This window comes from Ruegeria sp. CDSA193 (assembly GCF_059611885.1).
In genome coordinates, this window is the sequence record NZ_JBXWPN010000001.1 from 218,579 (window position 1) to 237,139 (window position 18,561).

General features: G+C 55.8%; 16 protein-coding genes. 10 read left to right on the forward strand and 6 right to left on the reverse strand.

Annotation, left to right across the window (positions count from 1 at the left end; all coding sequences use genetic code 11):
• Positions 1-71: 71 nt before the first annotated feature.
• Entirely contained in the window at positions 72-3,491 is a 3,420-nt protein-coding gene (locus AC2FLG_RS01150) for an indolepyruvate ferredoxin oxidoreductase family protein (RefSeq protein WP_496704670.1), read from the reverse strand.
• Between the two features lie 169 nt (positions 3,492-3,660).
• Here AC2FLG_RS01150 and AC2FLG_RS01155 point away from each other — a divergent pair, with 169 nt between their 5' ends.
• The 6 genes from AC2FLG_RS01155 (at position 3,661) to grxD (ending at position 10,736) form a co-directional block, all read left to right on the forward strand.
• Positions 3,661-4,566 carry a LysR family transcriptional regulator gene (locus AC2FLG_RS01155; protein ID WP_142633997.1) on the forward strand — a complete coding sequence of 302 codons (906 nt, stop codon included), beginning with the start codon at positions 3,661-3,663 and terminating at the stop codon, positions 4,564-4,566.
• A gap of 277 nt (positions 4,567-4,843) precedes the next feature.
• Complete coding sequence (locus AC2FLG_RS01160) at positions 4,844-7,093, forward strand: mechanosensitive ion channel family protein (RefSeq protein ID WP_496704671.1); 2,250 nt, start codon at positions 4,844-4,846, stop codon at positions 7,091-7,093.
• A gap of 234 nt (positions 7,094-7,327) precedes the next feature.
• Positions 7,328-9,487: a phosphoribosylformylglycinamidine synthase subunit PurL gene (gene purL / locus AC2FLG_RS01165; RefSeq protein ID WP_496700435.1), complete on the forward strand. Its 2,160-nt coding sequence runs from the start codon at positions 7,328-7,330 to the stop codon at positions 9,485-9,487.
• Between the two features lie 134 nt (positions 9,488-9,621).
• Positions 9,622-9,858, forward strand: coding sequence for a BolA/IbaG family iron-sulfur metabolism protein (locus AC2FLG_RS01170; protein ID WP_142634001.1), 237 nt, complete (start codon positions 9,622-9,624; stop codon positions 9,856-9,858).
• A gap of 238 nt (positions 9,859-10,096) precedes the next feature.
• A complete protein-coding gene (locus tag AC2FLG_RS01175) occupies positions 10,097-10,372 on the forward strand; it encodes a hypothetical protein (RefSeq protein WP_496704672.1) in 276 nt (91 codons plus the stop codon).
• A 1-nt stretch (position 10,373) separates the two neighbouring features.
• Complete coding sequence (gene grxD, locus AC2FLG_RS01180) at positions 10,374-10,736, forward strand: Grx4 family monothiol glutaredoxin (protein ID WP_281972151.1); 363 nt, start codon at positions 10,374-10,376, stop codon at positions 10,734-10,736.
• On the opposite strand, the gene AC2FLG_RS01185 is transcribed toward grxD, so the two are convergent.
• From AC2FLG_RS01185 to AC2FLG_RS01195, 3 genes are read right to left on the reverse strand one after another with little or no spacing between them, the layout of a single operon-like run.
• The gene (locus AC2FLG_RS01185; protein WP_271946931.1) at positions 10,737-11,054 is read right to left on the reverse strand and encodes an MliC family protein; all 318 of its coding nucleotides are present in this window, start codon (positions 11,052-11,054) and stop codon (positions 10,737-10,739) included.
• Between the two features lie 32 nt (positions 11,055-11,086).
• Positions 11,087-11,482 (reverse strand): cell division protein ZapA, encoded by a 396-nt coding sequence (locus AC2FLG_RS01190; protein WP_496704674.1) that lies wholly within the window; start codon positions 11,480-11,482, stop codon positions 11,087-11,089.
• Positions 11,482-12,228: a hypothetical protein gene (locus AC2FLG_RS01195; RefSeq protein ID WP_496704675.1), complete on the reverse strand. Its 747-nt coding sequence runs from the start codon at positions 12,226-12,228 to the stop codon at positions 11,482-11,484. Before AC2FLG_RS01195 ends, AC2FLG_RS01190 begins: the two co-directional genes overlap by 1 nt.
• Positions 12,229-12,462: 234 nt before the next feature.
• Here AC2FLG_RS01195 and tkt point away from each other — a divergent pair, with 234 nt between their 5' ends.
• Positions 12,463-14,487 (forward strand): transketolase, encoded by a 2,025-nt coding sequence (tkt, locus tag AC2FLG_RS01200; protein ID WP_496700235.1) that lies wholly within the window; start codon positions 12,463-12,465, stop codon positions 14,485-14,487.
• Between the two features lie 58 nt (positions 14,488-14,545).
• On the opposite strand, the gene AC2FLG_RS01205 is transcribed toward tkt, so the two are convergent.
• Positions 14,546-15,508 carry a DUF808 domain-containing protein gene (locus tag AC2FLG_RS01205; RefSeq protein WP_496691297.1) on the reverse strand — a complete coding sequence of 321 codons (963 nt, stop codon included), beginning with the start codon at positions 15,506-15,508 and terminating at the stop codon, positions 14,546-14,548.
• A 184-nt stretch (positions 15,509-15,692) separates the two neighbouring features.
• Here AC2FLG_RS01205 and gap (AC2FLG_RS01210) point away from each other — a divergent pair, with 184 nt between their 5' ends.
• The 3 genes from gap (AC2FLG_RS01210) to gap (AC2FLG_RS01220) all read left to right on the forward strand — a co-directional run bounded on the left by gap (AC2FLG_RS01210) (position 15,693) and on the right by gap (AC2FLG_RS01220) (position 17,996).
• Positions 15,693-16,694: a type I glyceraldehyde-3-phosphate dehydrogenase gene (gene gap, locus AC2FLG_RS01210; protein ID WP_142634017.1), complete on the forward strand. Its 1,002-nt coding sequence runs from the start codon at positions 15,693-15,695 to the stop codon at positions 16,692-16,694.
• Between the two features lie 71 nt (positions 16,695-16,765).
• On the forward strand, positions 16,766-16,909 hold the full coding sequence (locus AC2FLG_RS01215; RefSeq protein ID WP_496679620.1) for a hypothetical protein: 144 nt from the start codon (positions 16,766-16,768) through the stop codon (positions 16,907-16,909).
• 82 nt (positions 16,910-16,991) lie between these two features.
• Positions 16,992-17,996 (forward strand): type I glyceraldehyde-3-phosphate dehydrogenase, encoded by a 1,005-nt coding sequence (gap, locus tag AC2FLG_RS01220; protein WP_496704677.1) that lies wholly within the window; start codon positions 16,992-16,994, stop codon positions 17,994-17,996.
• Here gap (AC2FLG_RS01220) and coaD read toward each other — a convergent pair.
• The gene (gene coaD / locus AC2FLG_RS01225) at positions 17,988-18,479 is read right to left on the reverse strand and encodes a pantetheine-phosphate adenylyltransferase (RefSeq protein ID WP_142634021.1); all 492 of its coding nucleotides are present in this window, start codon (positions 18,477-18,479) and stop codon (positions 17,988-17,990) included. The genes gap (AC2FLG_RS01220) and coaD overlap by 9 nt on opposite strands.
• Positions 18,480-18,561 lie beyond the last annotated feature (82 nt).

Below are 18,561 nucleotides of genomic sequence, written 5' to 3' on the forward strand. Positions count from 1 at the left end.
TCCGGTTTTGTACCTGCATTTTAAATGCAAGTAACAATTTTGCCTAGCTGTCGTGACACGGTTGTGACGAATTACTCGGCGGCGGCCTGTAATTCAGGTCCTCCGTTCCGTATCGTGGTCAACAATTCCTCTCTGCGTTTGGCGGCGCTCGCCTCATTCGCCTTAAGGACGGGTCCAAAACCTTTAATATCCAAGGGCAACTTGGCGAGCGCAATTACGGCATCCTTTGTTTGGATGGAAATCAGCGGAGTGATCTCTTTGAGATCACGCTCATATTGCTTGATCAGCGCGCGCTCCATTCGACGTTCGACACTATAGCCAAAGATATCCAGCGGAGTACCTCGAAGAACTTTTAGCCGAGACATGAATTTCAGCGGCTTCAGCATCCATTCGCCGAAACTCCGTTTGCGGGGTCGGCCATCTGGTCCTTTGCCACCAAGCAGCGGTGGGGCAAGGTGGAAAGTCATTTTGAATTCGCCATCAAATTCAGCGGCGGCTTTCTCCCGACTGGACAGTAACAACCGGGCCACTTCGTATTCGTCCTTGTAAGACAACAGCTTATGATACCCTTTTGCGACAGCATCACGAATTTCTGCATCCTCAAACGAGTCAACGATTTTGCGGTAGCGTTTCGCCAAACGAGCGCTTTGATACTGGGTCAGATGATCTGCGCGGAACGCGATGACCTGCTCTGGTGATTTCGGGAGGTCGGAAACACTTGGCCGTAGAATCTCATCGACTTTTTCCGGGTGTAAAACCGCCCAACGACCGATCTCAAAGGCTCTTTTATTGCGTTCTACCGCCGTTCCGTTCAGATCAATGGCTGCAATCACCGCATCGAGGCTGACGGGTATCAGCCCGCGCTGCCATGCGGCCCCAAAAACCATCATGTTCGAATAGATTGAGTCTCCCATCACTGCGCGCGCAAGCTCAGTGGCATCAAACAGGGAAACGTCTTCTTTCAATCGTGCTTGCAGCGCCAATTCCAGCCTCTCACCAGGAATCCTAAACTTAGTGTCGCGCGTGAAGTCACCGGTAACGGTTTCGTGGCTGTTGACCACCGCTCCGGTCTGACCCAAGCGTGTCAGGCCAAGTGTTTTGGCCCCGGCGGACACAACCAAATCACCACCGATCAATGTGTCGGCTTCACCCGTTGCCACACGTATTGCACTGATATCTTCTGGCCGGTTGGCTATACGGCAATGAATATGAACCGCACCGCCTTTCTGAGCCAAGCCTGCCATCTCCATCATTCCGGCGCCTTTGCCGTCAATCTGGGCCGCCTGTGCCAGAATCGCCCCGAGCGTGACAACTCCGGTCCCACCGATGCCGGTAATGACAACATTATGTGTGCCCATGATTTCAGGCAGCTCGGGCATCGGAAGATCGGGCAGATCAAGTTCGGTCGTCGCTTCTTTGCGAATCTTCGCGCCTTCCAGCGTCACAAAGGAGGGGCAGAACCCACTCAGGCAGGAGAAATCCTTGTTACAGCTTGATTGGTCAATCGCGCGCTTCCGGCCAAGTTCGGTTTCCTTGGGAACAATCGAAACACAGTTCGATTGGATGCCGCAGTCACCGCAGCCCTCACAGACATCCGTATTGATAAAGACCCTTTTGTCCGGGTCGGGAAAGGTTCCGCGTTTACGGCGACGGCGTTTCTCAGCGGCACAGGTCTGGACATAGACGATGACCGAGACGCCCTCATAGGTGCGGAATTTCTCTTGCACAGTCATCAGTTCGGCGCGCTCAAAGCTCTCTACTCCTGCGGGTAGGGCTTTGAAGTTTACATCTTCTTTTTCGTCATAGACCAACGCGACATGTGTGACGCCCATAGCCTTGACCTCGGCCGCGATCCTTTCGGCGGTCAGATCACCCTCATTGCCCTGCCCGCCCGTCATTGCGACCGCATCGTTGAACAGAATCTTGAAGGTGATGTTCGTACCCGCCGACAAAGCTGCCCGGATCGCCTGAACACCGGAATGGTTATAGGTGCCGTCTCCGAGGTTCTGGAACACATGATTGGTGGTCGAGAACGGCTCTTCCCCGATCCAGTTTGCCCCTTCGCCACCCATCTGAGTAAAGCCAAATGTGCTTCGATCCATCCACTGAACCATGTAATGGCATCCGATGCCTGCATAGGCCCGGCTTCCGTCTGGTACCTTGGTCGAACTGTTATGCGGGCATCCTGAACAGAAATACGGAAGGCGCGAAGCTATTTCCTCGGCATTGTCCGCCCGGCGCGCTTCGGTCAGCTTGGTCAAACCTGCGCGGACCCCGTCGGTATCACGGCCTTCTTCAATCAGAATACCGCCCAGTTTTTCAGCGATCATGTTCGGATCAAGGGCACCGCGGGTGGGAAACAGCTCTTCCCGATGCAGCGTCCCAGCACCGCCCTTGTACCAGCCATAGACTCGTCGACCACGGCGGTCGTCAAAGATCGCTTCCTTAACCTGAACCTCGATCAGTTTGCGTTTTTCCTCAACGATTACGATCAGGTCCAGACCCTCTGCCCAGTCGTGAAATCCGGCCATGTCCAGTGGGAACGTCTGTCCGACCTTATAGGTCGTGATGCCAAGGCGCTCGGCTTCGGCCTCATCAATATTCAGCAGGGAAAGCGCATGGGCGAGGTCCAGCCAGTTCTTGCCAGCGGCCACCAGTCCGATCTTTGCACCGGGTTTGCCCCAGACACGTTTGTCCATCCGGTTAGCGCGTGAAAACGTTTCAGCCGCAAAACGCTTGTAATCAATAATGCGCTCTTCCTGCAGATGAGGCGTATCGCCAAGCCGGATGTTCAGCCCTCCTTCGGGCATATCAAACTCGGGCACCACGACTTTCATGCGATCAGGGTTGCCATCAACGACCGAGGTCACCTCGATCGTGTCCTTCATGGTCTTGAGGCCGACCCAGACACCGGCGAACCGACTGAGCGCGAATCCGTAAACGCCGTAGTCGAGTATCTCCTGTACTCCGGCCGGGCTGACCACTGGCATGTACATATCAACCAGCGACCACTCGGACTGATGCAGCACGGTCGAGCTTTCGCCCGTGTGATCATCCCCCATGGCCATCAGAACGCCACCATGTGCCGCCGTCCCTGCCATATTGGCATGGCGCATCACGTCGCCTGACCGATCTACACCAGGTCCTTTTCCGTACCACAGACCAAAGACGCCATCGAACTTGCCGTCACCCCTTAACCCGGCCTGCTGACTGCCCCAAAGCGCGGTTGCCGCAAGATCCTCGTTCAGACCGTATTGAAAAGTGACATCGCTTTCTGTCAGCTGTTTCTGCGCGCGCATCATCTGCTGGTCGACCGCTCCAAGAGGCGATCCGCGGTATCCCGTCACCAATCCTGCAGTGTTCAGACCCGATTTCGTGTCGCGCGCCTTTTGCATCAGCATAAGGCGCACAAGCGCCTGAGTGCCGTTCAATAGAACCGTGTTTTTATTTAGGTCGAAACGGTCGTTCAAAGAAATTTGTGGCTTACTCATCAAACGCCTCCCCTCGTCAGATCAGTGTGCTTCATCTGCTTCCATATTAGGTCATAATAACTGACCTGCCTAGAGCTTATCCTCTGAAACGCAAGGATTTCGCCGTTTGAATGTGGAAGTTGTCACCTATTTCATATAGGCGTTCGGCAGGATAACGAAAGTTGCGGCGATGGATTGGGACAAGCTTAGGATATTTCACGCGGTTGCAGATGCGGGCAGCCTGACACATGCAGGCGATAAGCTGAACCTATCTCAATCGGCAGTCAGCAGACAAATTCGGGCGTTGGAAGAGTCACTTGATTCGACGTTGTTCCATCGTCACGCCCGCGGCCTGATTCTGACCGAACAGGGTGAGCTGCTGTTCGACGCCACCTCGGCAATGTCCAAGCGACTGGACGCGGCAGCGGCGCGCATACGAGACAGCGAAGAAGAAGTCTTTGGTGTGCTGCGGGTCACAACCACATTTGGCTTTGGGACTCTATGGCTCGCTCCGAGGTTGCCAAAGCTGTATGAACAATACCCGGACCTAAATATCGACCTCATGCTTGAGGAACGCGTTCTTGACCTGCCAATGCGCGAGGCCGATGTCGCCATTCGTATGAAAGAGCCTAGCCAGGCTGATCTGGTGCGCAAGCGCCTGATGACAGTACAGATGCTGCTTTATGCTACCCCGGAATATCTAAAGGAAAGCGGTCAACCTGCCTCCCTCGAAGAAATCTCGAGCCATCGACTTATCTGTCAGACCCCCTCAGCCCCCCAAGTAGGGGCCAGTGCGGCAATGGTACGGCATCTGATGACCTATAACCCGGCGTCGTTGCTGACAGTGAACAACTATTTCGGTGTCTTGCAGGGCGTACTGCACAATCTGGGAATTGGCTTGCTGCCCGATTATGTCACGCATGATTTCCCGCATCTGCTGCCGGTACTTTCAGACATCGAAACGGCTGACGTTCCTGTTTATCTCGCCTATCCCGAAGAGTTACGCCATTCCAAACGCGTAGCAGCCTTCCGCGATTTTGTGCAGGACGAGATCATCGCGCAGCGTAAACACCTGAAGAAAATGGGGAAACTATAGCTATGCGTCAACGTCATAGCGGACATGACGGACTATCACACTGAAACGCCTTGATCGTTATCAAACTGATGCCTAAATGAGCACTCGAAGGCGGTGATGCTGTAACGCTCATCATCTTCATACCTCCCTGTTGGACTACGGCCGAGCTTAGTGCTCGGCCTTTTTTTTGGTCCTGGCTTAATCGGTGACACCGAACAGCCGAAAACTGCTGGGAAATTTCCACCTCCGCGCCTATGATCCCGTAAAAGATCAAAAATTCGTGTTCGAGGGAAAATTCATGCACCATCCACTCCGCCTATTACTGGCGTTGATTTCCGCCATTCTTCTTGCGGTACCAGTATACGCACAAGACAGTGGGACCGCGTCGTCTACGGTCACAATTCCAGAGGACCTGACGCCCGATCAGGTTGATGGCTTGGTGGCACGTATGTCCGACGATCAGGTTCGCGCCATTTTGCTGGAACGGCTCGACGCGGTTGCAGAAAGGCAGGCGGCAGCAAACGAAAACCATGAAGATCCGCTTACCGAAATCAGTGAAATCTGGGCCGAGATGGTTACCTCTTGGACGCAGGTTTTGACCACATTGCCAAATATTGTCAGCGCCCAGGTTGAAGCGTTCAGCAATTTCTCAGCGAAATTCGGATCTACCGGGGTGTTTGGCCTGTTTGGGCTGATCCTAGCAGTTCTGGTGGCCGGATACGCTGCTGAAAAATTGTTTGGGTTTCTCACCCGCAAATGGCACGAAGAGCCCGATGGGAATTCCGATGCCGATCTTTGGAGCGCGGTACGTTACTTGTTCCGCCGTTTCTGCCGGGAAATCGCAGGGCTTGTTGTGTTCTATGTTGTTATCCGGGCGATTGGACGGGGCTTGCTGACGACAGAACAGCTTACCTATGCCGCCCCATTCGTTTTCTACCTGATTTGGATTCCGCGTCTGGGCGCAGCCGCCTCACGCTTTGTGCTGGCGCCCAAAAAGCCACATTACCGGTTGGTCAACATAGACGATCATTGGGCCAAATATCTGCATCGCAACCTGATTGGCCTTCTTCTATTGATCGGCCTCACGCTCTTTATCGTACGGTTCAACTTGCTTAACGGTATCACCCCGGCCGATACGCGTATCGGTTTCTGGCTGAACGCTGGCATCCATATATACATTGGGATCATCGCTTGGACCGCGCGCGAAGGGTTGTCTCAGATGATGTTGGGCACGGACCCGGATCACACCAAATTCGATGAAAAGGTCGCTCATTACTATCCCTACTTCGCTATCGGCGTTTCGGTGGTGATATGGTTCCTGGTCGAATTCCTGATCGCACAGCGTGATCCCAGAACACTTGCCCTGCTTGGCAAAGGGCCACATTTCACGACGATGTTCTGGCTGCTGATCGCTCCAGCGCTTGATACGCTGATCCGTGGCCTCGTGCGCCATCTTCAACCCCCAATGTTGGGCGACGGACCATTGGCCGAACGCGCCTATAAATCAGCCAAGCGCAGCTATATCCGGATCGGTCGCGTGCTGGCGGGCCTGTTTGTGGTCTTTATGATCGCGCGGGTCTGGCAGCTTGATCTTCGACATGTCGCCTCTGCCGGGATCGGAACCGACGTTGGCGGTACGGTTATCGAATTCCTGATGATCATCGCTGTCGGATACATCTTGAACGAGGTCGTCTCACTATGGATCAACCGTCGTCTTGCCAAGGAACAGACAACGGCAGAAGAGCTGGATGAAGAGGCCGGTGGCGAGGGTGGCGGTGCAGGCGGCTCACGTCTGGCGACGGTTCTTCCCCTGCTGCGGATCACGGCGCAAGTCACGATTGCGGTCATCTTCGGCCTGCTCGCATTGGGCGCGCTGGGCATCAACATCACCCCACTTCTGGCAGGTGCCGGTGTCCTTGGTCTTGCGATCGGTTTCGGCGCTCAGAAGCTGGTGGCTGATATCGTCGGCGGTGTCTTCTTCCTTATCGACGATGCGTTTCGCGTGGGTGAATATGTCGATGTCGGTGGCACCATGGGCACCGTCGAGAAAATCTCGATCCGTTCGATGCAGCTCCGCCATCACCGTGGGCCCGTTCACACGATCCCCTATGGCGAGATTCAAAAGCTGACCAATTTCAGCCGTGACTGGGTGATCATGAAGCTAAAGTTCACCGTGCCGTTTGACACTGATCCCAACAAGGTCAAGAAGATCTTCAAGAAGATCGGCGCCGAGATGATGGCGGACGAAACCCACAAAGAAGGCTTCTTGCAGCCCTTTAAATCGCAAGGTGTTTTCGACTTTGACGATGTTGGCATGATCATCCGCGGCAAGTTCATGGCCAAGCCGGGCAAGCAGTTCACGCTTCGCAAGGAAATCTTCAACCGGGTGAAGGCCGAGTTCAATGCCAATGGCATCGACTTTGCCCGCCGCGAAGTTCGCGTAGCAATTCCTGGTCTGGAAGAGGCCGAGAACCTTACCGAACAACAAAAAGCTGCTGTTGGGGCCGCTGCGGCGGACTCGATCAACAAGGGAGAAACCCCAGCTTAAAGACCAGATACAGACGCCACGCGGCTTTTGGGCCGCCTGGCAGGAAGTACTATAGACGGAACCGGCCACTGGCGCGGTTCCGTTTCTTTTTCTGGGTACACAAAGCGCAGAAAAGCTCGAAATTGGCATATGCCGGTTACGTTATTCGACCCTGCGCTGACTTGGCCCTTCCCACAGACGCGCCCTTGCCCTACAAGGCCCGCAATCTCGGCCACCATGGATACAGGACAAACGATGCAAGAGCCCGCCATCACACCGGATCTGATTGCCGCGCACGGGTTGAAACCCGAAGAATACGAGATGATCCTGGAGATTATCGGGCGCGAGCCAACCTTTACCGAGTTGGGCATTTTCTCGGCCATGTGGAACGAGCATTGTTCCTACAAATCCTCCAAGAAATGGCTGCGCACCCTGCCCACCTCTGGACCCCAGGTGATCTGCGGACCGGGTGAAAATGCAGGTGTGGTCGATATCGGCGATGGTCAGGCCGTGGTCTTCAAGATGGAAAGCCACAACCATCCGTCTTACATCGAACCCTATCAAGGTGCGGCCACCGGGGTTGGAGGTATCCTGCGCGACGTTTTCACCATGGGTGCGCGCCCAATCGCCTCGATGAACGCGCTGTCTTTTGGTGAACCCGGCCACCACAAGACCCGTCAGCTGGTCAATGGCGTGGTCGAAGGTATCGGCGGCTATGGCAACTGTTTCGGCGTCCCTTGCGTTGGCGGCGAAGTGCGCTTTCACCCGGCCTATAATGGCAACTGCCTTGTGAATGCCTTCGCAGCCGGGCTGGCTGACAGTGACAAGATTTTCTACTCAGCCGCATCGGGCGTCGGCATGCCGGTTGTCTATCTTGGGGCCAAGACCGGACGCGACGGCGTGGGCGGAGCCACCATGGCCAGCGCCGAATTTGACGACACGATCGAGGAAAAGCGCCCCACCGTTCAGGTTGGCGACCCGTTCACCGAAAAACGCCTGATGGAAGCGACGCTGGAGCTGATGCAAACCGGCGCGGTGATCTCGATCCAGGATATGGGCGCGGCGGGTCTGACCTGCTCGGCCGTGGAAATGGGCGACAAAGGCGGTCTGGGCGTGCGGCTTGATCTGGAAAACGTCCCCCAGCGCGAAGAGAACATGACGGCCTATGAGATGATGCTGTCGGAATCCCAGGAACGCATGCTGATGGTTCTCAAGCCCGAGCTTGAGGCCGAGGCTCGCGCCGTTTTCGATAAATGGGATCTGGATTTCGCCATCGTGGGTGAAACCGTCGCCGAAGATCGCTTTCTAATCATGCATAATGGTGAGGTCAAAGCCGATCTGGTTCTGTCCAAACTCTCCTCAACCGCGCCCGAATATGATCGCCCGTGGGAGCCTACACCGCAAGCAGAAGATCTGGCCGACGTGCCTCAGATCGACCCAATCGACGGTCTGCGCGCCCTGCTCGCTTCGCCCAACTATGCGGGCAAGCAATGGGTTTACGAGCAGTATGACACCATGGTTATGGCTGATTCCGTGCGTACGCCTGGTCTGGGCGCCGGCATGGTTCGTGTACACGGCACCGACAAGGTTCTTGCTTTCACCAGTGACGTGACCCCACGCTATGTGCGAGCTAACCCTGTTGAAGGCGGCAAGCAAGCTGTTGCCGAAGCCTACCGCAACCTGACCGCCGTCGGGGCATTGCCGCTGGCGACCACTGACAACCTGAATTTTGGCAACCCGGAAAAGCCCGAGATCATGGGCCAGTTCGTCGGTGCCATCCAAGGCATTGGTAAGGCCGTCGCAGCATTGGATATGCCCATCGTGTCCGGCAACGTGTCGCTTTACAACGAAACCGACGGTCAAGCGATCCTGCCGACTCCGACAATCGGAGCGGTCGGCCTTCTGGCGCACACGGACGAGATCATAGGTAATGAGGTCCGCGACGGCCACGTGGCTCTGGTCATCGGCGATACGCAGGGGCATCTGGGCCAATCCGCCCTTTTGGCCGAAGTGTTCAACCGCGAAGATGGCGACGCGCCGCATGTCGATCTGGACGCCGAAAAGCGCAACGGAGAGTTCATCCGCGCAAACCGAGAGATGATCAAGGCTTGCACCGATCTTGGCGATGGTGGTCTGGCATTGGCAGCCTTCGAACTGGCCGAAGCAACCGGCGTCGGCATAACGCTTGACGACGCCTCGACCGAATTCCTGTTTGGCGAGGATCAGGCCCGTTATCTGGTCGCCTGCAACTTTGACCAGGCCGAAGCCCTGATGATTGCCGCAGGTCAGGCTGGCGTTCCACTGGTATCGGTCGGGCGGTTCACGGGCGACAGCGTCCGCATCGGCTCTTCTGAGGCCTTGCTTGATGAACTGACTGCCACTTTCCGCAACAGCTTCGCCGAAGCCGTCGCCTGATTTTGGCACCTGCGCTTCTTAAAACCTGCACTTTGACAAGTGCAGGTTTTTGTCATTTCGGGGCGTCTATCTGACCCTTGCGCGCCCCGCCCCGGCGCACTACATCTTGAGAAAGACTTTCAGGAGAAACCTACATGCCGATGAGCGCCCACGAGATTGAGAACCTGCTGCGCGACGCGTTTCCCGATGCGGACATTCAGGTCGGCGGCAGCGACGGCGTACATATGTCGGCCATGGTCGTGGATGAGAGCTTTCGTGGCAAAAACCGGGTGCAACAACAGCGAGCAGTCTATGCAGCCCTAAAAGGCAAGATGGACGGCCCGGATGGCGACTTGCACGCGCTGGCTCTGACGACGAAAGTGCCTGAGTGAGCACGACTTTCTGGATTTACGGGATTTGCTCTTTGGTGGCGCTGGTTGGGTGCATATTGGTTGTTCGATCAGCTTTTTTGCCCGGCACCAATAAGAAAGCTCGCGGAAGCGAACCCGGCCAAGGAGATCAACTAATAACTCATGGCGTGCATACGGGCGGCCCGGGCGGTGGACACCCGACTATGGCGAGGGTTACCCGAGATCCGCAGCATTACGCTAAAGCCATGGCTCCAAAAAAATGAGTACATGGCTGGCTTGGATATCAGCAATCGCGGCTTTGATAGTTGCCGCCGCGCTGATCGAGGCCTATGTGAAGCGAAACAGAAAGCGTAAACTGGTCGACATGCGTCCAAACCCGGACAAAATCAGCAAGGTTGACGGCATCGAGAGATACGGGCTGAATCCGCTGGCTCTGGCGCAGGCCGAACACCGACGGCTGGAAAAGGAAGGATGGGTCGCCGCCCCATCACAGGATGAAACGACCGCCCCGGATGCGAATGACAAGGAAAAGTAACATGACCGACGTGAAAACCCAGATCGACGAGACCGTCAAAGCCAATGATGTGGTGCTATATATGAAAGGCACCAAGGAAATGCCGCAATGCGGATTCTCCTCGCGCGTGGCAGGCGTGCTGAACTACATGGGTGTAGAATTTGCTGACGTGAATGTACTGGCCGACGAGGGCTTGCGTCAGGGGATCAAGGACTATTCTGACTGGCCGACTGTTCCGCAACTCTATGTCAAAGGCGAGTTCGTAGGCGGATGCGACATCATCACCGAGATGACCCTGTCAGGTGAGCTGGACACCTTGTTTGATGACAACGGTGTCGGCTACAACAAGGAAGCCGCTGATAAAATCAGGGAAGCAAACGCCTGATCAGCGGCTGACGCAATTTCCCAATAAGACCTGCTCGCTGGCGGCATCTGCACCTGTCGCCAGAAAGCTCACCGTGGCGTCCCAGCCTTTGGAGCGCAGGATGTAAGTGCCAGTTGTTCCGTCGGATTCATAGCGAATACCAGAGCCGCTCTGAGCTTGGCGCAAAGTCACCAGCTTATTGTCGACCATCATGGCTGCCGCGCTGGATCCGTCCTCGGCATTGAAATAGGCAACCTCAAGAGGCACGCCGTTATCACAAGTAAATGTGACGGGCAGAATATCGATCCCAGCCCAGGAAACCTGCGCTGACACAGACATGAAAGTCGCAATAGCAATAGTACGCATATTTATCATTTCGTTGACTTTTCTTCTATGAATGCCGCCATTGCCTCGGCCCGAGCAGCCAATTCTGCCAAGGTGTCAGTGACCGAAGGTGGAACCACGGCAACTTCAATTCTTTCCGGCTCGGGCTGTGGCATGCTGCGCAGGTTCCGAAGCTCAGTTTCGGCCTCCGCCAGCTTATTTTCCAGCGAGTTGATTTTGTCACCTGTGGCGGCGGCTTTGTCTGCCAACATCAATCCAGCCATCAAAAGCATCCGGGATTCAGGCATCCGACCGATCTGATCCGACAATACCTGCGCTTCATCATCCAGCAATTTTGCAGCAGCTTGCAGGAAAACCTCTTCGCCTTCTTGGCACGAAACCTCAAAGCCGCGCCCCCCGATTTGAATGGTCAATTCAGGCATTATTCCACCTCTCCTTCGGCCAATTTCGCCTGAGACAGCAACGGTTCCAACCGGGCCAGCACGGCATGTGCTTCGGCCGCATCGGTGGCCTGCGCTGCGCGCGTTGCCTCAAGCTCGGCAGCTGTGGCACGGTTCAACAGATCCGCATCGGTCATTCCGTCTTCTGCAGCTGTGCGCAGCTCTTCGACCGACATTCGTAGTTGTTCGTTGGCTTTGCGCATGCGCTGCAGATCATCATCCAGACGCGACATCGCCGAGCCATGGCTACTGCGTTCGGCGCGCAGCATTTCTAACTCGGCGCTGAGTTCCGCCACGCGTTCACTATCCGCCAATTCCGAACGAAGACGGGCATTTTCGGCTTTCAGTTCTTCGACAACATCCTGATCTTCCAATGCTGCCTTTGCGCTTGCCAACTCGGCCCGTGCGGCTTCGACCGAAGTAAGCTGTGCCTTGGCATCTTCGAGTTGCTCGCGCAGCGCTGCACTTTCCTGACTATCGGACGGGGTATTACGCAAGGCTTCGATTTCTAGGCGCATGGCATCGACTTCGGAATCGTGTCTTTCTTTTAATGATCTGAGACGCTCTTCAAGTTGAGCATTCGCAACCCTCTCATCATCCAGAGCTACACGCAGAGTGTCATCTTCTCCACCGCTGCCTGCGCCAACTTCCGCCATTGTCGCAATGCCGGATCCAATCCGATCCATCGCGGCCACAATACGGCGTTGTAGTTCTTCGATCTGGCTCATGCCCCTGCCACCTTTTTATCAAGGTTCCTTGTTTCGCGAGGTTATCCGAATCAACCTTGTACGCGTCTTGGCCTAGTCTAACCCAATGGCATCGAAAATACCCACTGTTTGCTTTCAACGACTTGGGTCACATTCTTGATCCAGCAAAACCCTGCAGCACCCAGTTCTACTTGCACTTTGAGGGCTGAATGGTATTGAGCGGCCATCTGCCTGTAATCCAAAGGAACAACACCCGTGGACCTGACTGCGCTGCGCAATGCCAACCCCGAACACTGGGACAAAGCTGCGGCCATCCGCACATTGACCCTCGACGCCGTCGCCGCCGCCAATTCCGGCCATTCCGGTATGCCAATGGGCATGGCCGATGTCGCGACCGTACTGTTCGAAAAGCACCTGAAATTCGACGCCTCGGCCCCAAGCTGGCCCGACCGCGACCGGTTCATCCTGTCCGCCGGTCACGGCTCGATGCTGATCTATTCGCTGTTGTATCTCACTGGGAACGCTGACGTTACGCTGGAACAGATCAAGAATTTCCGTCAGCTGGGCGCAAAAACTGCAGGTCACCCCGAGAACTTCCTTGTCAACGGGATCGAAACTACAACCGGCCCGCTGGGTCAGGGGATCTCGAATGCCGTTGGTTTTGCCATGGCCGAGGAAATCCAGCGCGCTCACTACGGCAAGAAGATCGTAGATCACTATACCTATGTCATCGCGGGCGATGGCTGCCTTATGGAAGGTGTTAGCCAAGAGGCCATCACGCTGGCCGGCCGTCACGAGCTGGGTAAGCTGATCGTGTTCTGGGACAACAACAACATCACCATCGACGGCACGGTCGACATCGCTGACCGGACCGATCAGGTGAAACGCTTTGCCGCCTCTGGCTGGCAGGTTATCGAGATTGACGGCCACGATCCGCAGGCCATCGACGAGGCCATCACCAAGGCGAAATCGTCCAACAAGCCGACCATGATCGCCTGCGAAAGCCATATCGCTTTGGGTCACGCGGCGCAGGATACCTCAAAAGGCCACGGCGCCCTGACCGATCAGGAACAGCTGAAAGCGGCCAAAGAGGCCTATGCCGCCCCCCATGGCGCCTTCGAAGTCCCGGCAAATGTCAAATCAGCCTGGGAAGCAATCGGTTCGCGCGGCGCAGCCGAGCGTTCTGCGTGGGAGGAGCGTTTCGCGCAGATCTCTGAACGCAAACAGGCCGAGTTCAACCGCTCTTATGCGTTCGAGGCACCCAAAAAGCTGGCCGGTGCCATCCGCTCGTTCAAAAAGCAGATGTCGGAAGATCAGCCCAAGTTGGCCACCCGTGCCTCGTCCGAGAAAGTTCTGAACGCGGTCAATCCGATCATGCCGGAAACTATTGGCGGCTCTGCTGACCTGACCGGTTCGAACAACACGAAATCGGCCGATATGGGCGTATTCCTGCCGGAAAACCGCAAGGGTCGGTACATCCATTATGGTATCCGCGAACACGGCATGGCCGCCGCGATGAACGGTATGGCGCTGCATGGCGGCATCCGCCCCTATGGCGGTACCTTCATGGCGTTCACCGACTATGCGCGGCCCTCGATGCGGCTTGCAGCGCTGATGAAGATACCCACGGTCTTTGTGATGACCCATGACTCGATCGGTCTGGGCGAAGACGGCCCGACCCACCAGCCGGTCGAGCATCTGGCGATCTCACGCGCGACACCGAATACCTATGTTTTCCGCCCGGCGGATGCCGTTGAAACAGCGGAATCCTGGGAACTGGCGCTGACCTTCAAGGACAGCCCTTCGGTCTTGTCTCTGACCCGCCAAGGCGTGCCGACCGTACGCAAGGATCACAAAACCAAAAACCTGACTGCACAAGGCGGCTATGTTCTTGCCGAAGCCGAAGGCAAGCGTCAGGCAATCCTGATCGCAACCGGTTCGGAAGTGTCGCTGGCGATGGAAGCCAAGGCGATGCTCGAGGCCGAGGGCATTGGCACGCGCGTCGTGTCGATGCCATGCATGGAACTGTTCGCCGAGCAGGATGAAGCGTATCGCAAGCGGGTTCTGCCCGGTGGAGCCGTCCGTGTCGGCATCGAGGCCGCCGTCCGCGCCGGAGGCTGGGACCGCTGGCTGCTGGGGGAACGCGGCCGTGACGCCAAGGCGGGCTTCATCGGCATGTCGGGCTTTGGCGCGTCTGCGCCCGCTGATGAACTGTATAAACATTTCGGCATCACTGCAGAGGCCACAGTTGCAAAGGTCAAGGAATTGCTGGAGCTGTAATTCCCAATTTCAAACATCAAGCGAAGGGCGGCCATGCGCCGCCCTTTTCGTTTTCTGATTAATGCGTTTCAGATTTCCGAGACAAAATCGGCGCGACCACTTTGGTTGCAATCGGGATAAGCACGAACCCCCAGGCCAGTCCGAATATGCCATCCATCGTGGCTTTGGAAATCCACTCCACGGCACCTTCCCATTGCGCCGAAACCGCATGCCCGGCTGCATAGGCCATGTCATGGATTTGATGCCCCAACCAGCCAAAACCCAGAACCTCAAGCCCGTGAATGATGATCGAGCCGCCAACCCACAGCATCGCAGCTGTGCCGACAATCGACAGCACTTTCATGACAACCGGCATCGCCTTGACCAATCCACGCCCTAATCCGCGCCCGATCGGCGTTGGTGCGTTCTGCGCCAGGAAAAGGCCCACATCGTCCATCTTCACGATCAAGGCGACCGAGCCATAAACGGCCAGAGTCACACCTAGTCCAACAACGGCCAGCGTTGCCGCCTGCATCCAGATATTCGGTGCTTCGATGGCGGCAAGGGCGATTGTCATGATCTCGGCGGACAGGATGAAATCGGTTTTGATCGCACCCTTGACCTTCTGCTCTTCCAAATGGCCCGGGTCTTTGACCTTCATATCTTCGTCTATAACGTGGCTGCCATGAGGGAAAAGCAGGTGAAATATCTTTTCTGCCCCTTCGAAGCACAAATAGGACCCGCCAAGCATCAACAAGGGCGTTATCAACCAGGGTGCAAAATTGGCCAGCAACAAAGCGACTGGCAACAGCAGAATAATCTTGTTGAAAATCGAGCCGCGCGCAATGCGCCAGATGATCGGCAATTCCCGCGCCGGGGCAAAGCCCTGCACATATTTCGGAGTAACTGCTGCATCGTCGATGATCACGCCCGCAGTCTTGGCCCCGGCCTTGCCGGCGGCAGCGACCACATCGTCCACTGACGCCGCAGCAACCTTTGCTATGCCAGCAACATCATCCAACAGTGCCAACAAACCACTCATGCGTGTTTCCTCTCATCTCACCTGTCGCCAGGGGACCCTACCCGATCCGACGGCTAGCGCAAGCGTTAGCGCAACCGGCGAAGGTTTGCGCTAACACGTTAAGAATATGTCACTTTTGCCCTTTTGAGAAAGCGTCTGTGCCGCTATATGCCCCGCAGAGCAAGCGCATTTTTGGAGACGTCAGATGACCATCAAGGTCGGCATCAATGGATTTGGCCGTATCGGCCGCTGCACCCTGTCGCATATTGCGGCATCGGCCCGCAACGACATCGAAGTGATCAAGGTCAACGCGACCGGCCCATTGGAAACTACCGCCCACCTGCTGAAATACGACAGCATCCACGGCCGCTTTCCCCGCGATGTTTCGATCGAAGGCAACACCATGGATTTGGGCCGCGGCCCAATGGAGGTGTTCTCGACTTACGATATGAACGAGCTTGACTGGGAAGGTTGTGACGTCGTTTTGGAATGCACCGGAAAATTCAACGATGGCCTGAAAGCCAAAACGCATCTGGAACGCGGTGCTCAGAAGGTTCTTTTGTCTGCGCCAGGTAAGAATGTTGATAAAACCATTGTCTATGGCGTGAACCACAACAGCCTGGTTACTGAAGATAGAATGGTTTCGAATGGCTCTTGCACTACGAACTGCCTTGCTCCGCTTGCCAAGGTGCTGGACGAAGGTATCGGGATCGAACACGGTATCATGACTACGATCCATGCCTATACCGGCGACCAGCCGACACTGGATCGCCGTCATAGTGACCTGTATCGCGCGCGCGCTGCGGCAATGTCCATGATCCCAACTTCAACAGGTGCAGCCAAAGCTCTGGGCGAAGTTCTGCCGAACCTGAAGGGTCGTTTGGACGGCTCGGCTATCCGTGTACCAACACCAAACGTTTCTGCTGTCGACCTGACTTTCCATGCGGCGCGTGACGTGACTGTTGAAGATGTTAATGCCATCGTTCGTGAAGCATCACGGGGATCAATGCAGCGCGTCGTGGGCTATGAGCCTGCGCCGCTGGTCTCGACCGATTTCAATCATACCGAAGAAAGTTCGATTTTCGCACCAGACCAGACACGGGTCGTTAACAACCGCATGGTTCGTGTTCTGGCTTGGTATGACAACGAATGGGCCTTCTCGGTCCGTATGGCAGACGTCGCCGTTGCCATGGGACGGCTTAACTAAAACGCCGTAGAAATGTTGTACCTTTACACCCGCTCAGTTTATCTGGGCGGGTGTTTTCATTCGGGACCAACATGACCAATCAAATTGCTATCTGGCTTGGCCTTCTAATACTTGGCTGTCTGCTAGTCGATTACGCAATGTTCGACTCTGAGAACCTGATCTTCCTGGGAAAGAAACTTTACACCTTCCTGGACTGGCTCGCCTTCTGGCGCTGACAGAGGTTTTTCTTGACTTTTTCCTTGATCTAGCTTTGTTAGCGCTAACTTTGCAATAACAGACACCCAGACGGAGCAGACCATGACACTCAAGTTGGCAATCAATGGATTTGGACGGATCGGGCGCGGTGTTTTGCGGGCCTTGATGGAATCTGGGCGGACCGACGTTCAGATCGTGGCCATAAACGATTTGGCCAAGCCCGAAATTAACGCGCATCTCTTTGAATTCGACAGTGTGCATGGGCGTTATACAAAGCCCGTTTCCCTGACCGACGCCGGTTTGGATGTCGGTGCAGGCCCGATCCGCCTAACCAGCGAACGTGAGCCTGAGAAACTCGATTGGTCCGATATTGACGTTGTTCTCGAATGCACAGGCGTGTTCCGCACGCGCGAAGCCGCGGCGCGCCATTTTGACAACGGCGCCAAAAAAGTTTTGATTTCTGCTCCTGCCCGCGGGGATGGTGCGGTCAAAACCATCGTCTTCGGGGTAAATGACCATGAGCTGACCGTCGAGGATACGATCGTTTCGAACGCATCCTGCACGACCAACTGTTTGTCGCCCGTTGCTGCGGCGCTGGACGAGGGTTTGGGCATTGTCCACGGAAACATGACAACCGTTCATGCCTATACAGCCAGCCAACCAGTTCACGATACCGCCGGAAAAGACCCGTATCTGTCACGCGCGGCTGCGTTGTCGATGATTCCCACCACTACGGGGGCAGCCTCAGCCGTAGGTCTCGTATTGCCCCAGTTGGCAGGTAAATTGACTGGACAGGCAATCCGTGTTCCCACTCCGAACGTCTCGGTTGTGGATCTGGTGACCGAAGTGTCGCGCCCAACAACCGAAGAAGAGGTCAACCAGTTGTTCATTGATGCCGCGGCCAATATTCCTGGTGTCCTGGCTGCGGAAAACCGCCCACTAGTGTCGATCGACTTCAATCACGACGCACACAGTTCGACCGTCTCTTTGGCTGAAACCAAGGTGACAGACGGCACGTTGGTCCGGGTGCTGGCCTGGTACGACAATGAATGGGGCTTTTCGAACCGGATGCTGGACACGGCGGCCGCGATGGGCGCGCTATCCTAAGCGCGCACGCAGCGCGTCATTTACGCGGGGCGTGACGAAATTCGACACGTCCCCGTTCAATCGCGCGATCTCTTTCACCAGTTTCGAGGCAATCGCCTGATGGCGGGCCTCAGCCATAAGGAACACCGTCTCGATTGAGTCGTCTAATGCGCGGTTCATACCGACCATCTGGAACTCATACTCGAAATCCGCAACAGCACGCAGGCCTCTGACAATGACCTGAGCACCTACGTCGCGGGCACAGTTGATAAGCAGGTTTTCAAAAGGATGGGCGACAATTTCAGTTCCGGTCTGTTCGGAAAGAAAGGAACATTCGGCTTCGATCATCTCGACCCGTTCTTCCAACGAAAATAACGGCCCCTTTTCCCGATTGATCGCCACCCCAATCACGAGCTTGTCAACCAGAGCGGCCGCGCGACGGATGATATCAATATGACCCAGGGTGATCGGATCAAATGTTCCGGGATACAATCCAACCCTCATTGCCGCCTCCTGCGCAACGAAATTTCTGCGCAAGCAAACATAACTTGGCTATGGGTGCAAGTAGTTGCGTCGCGTTTCTATG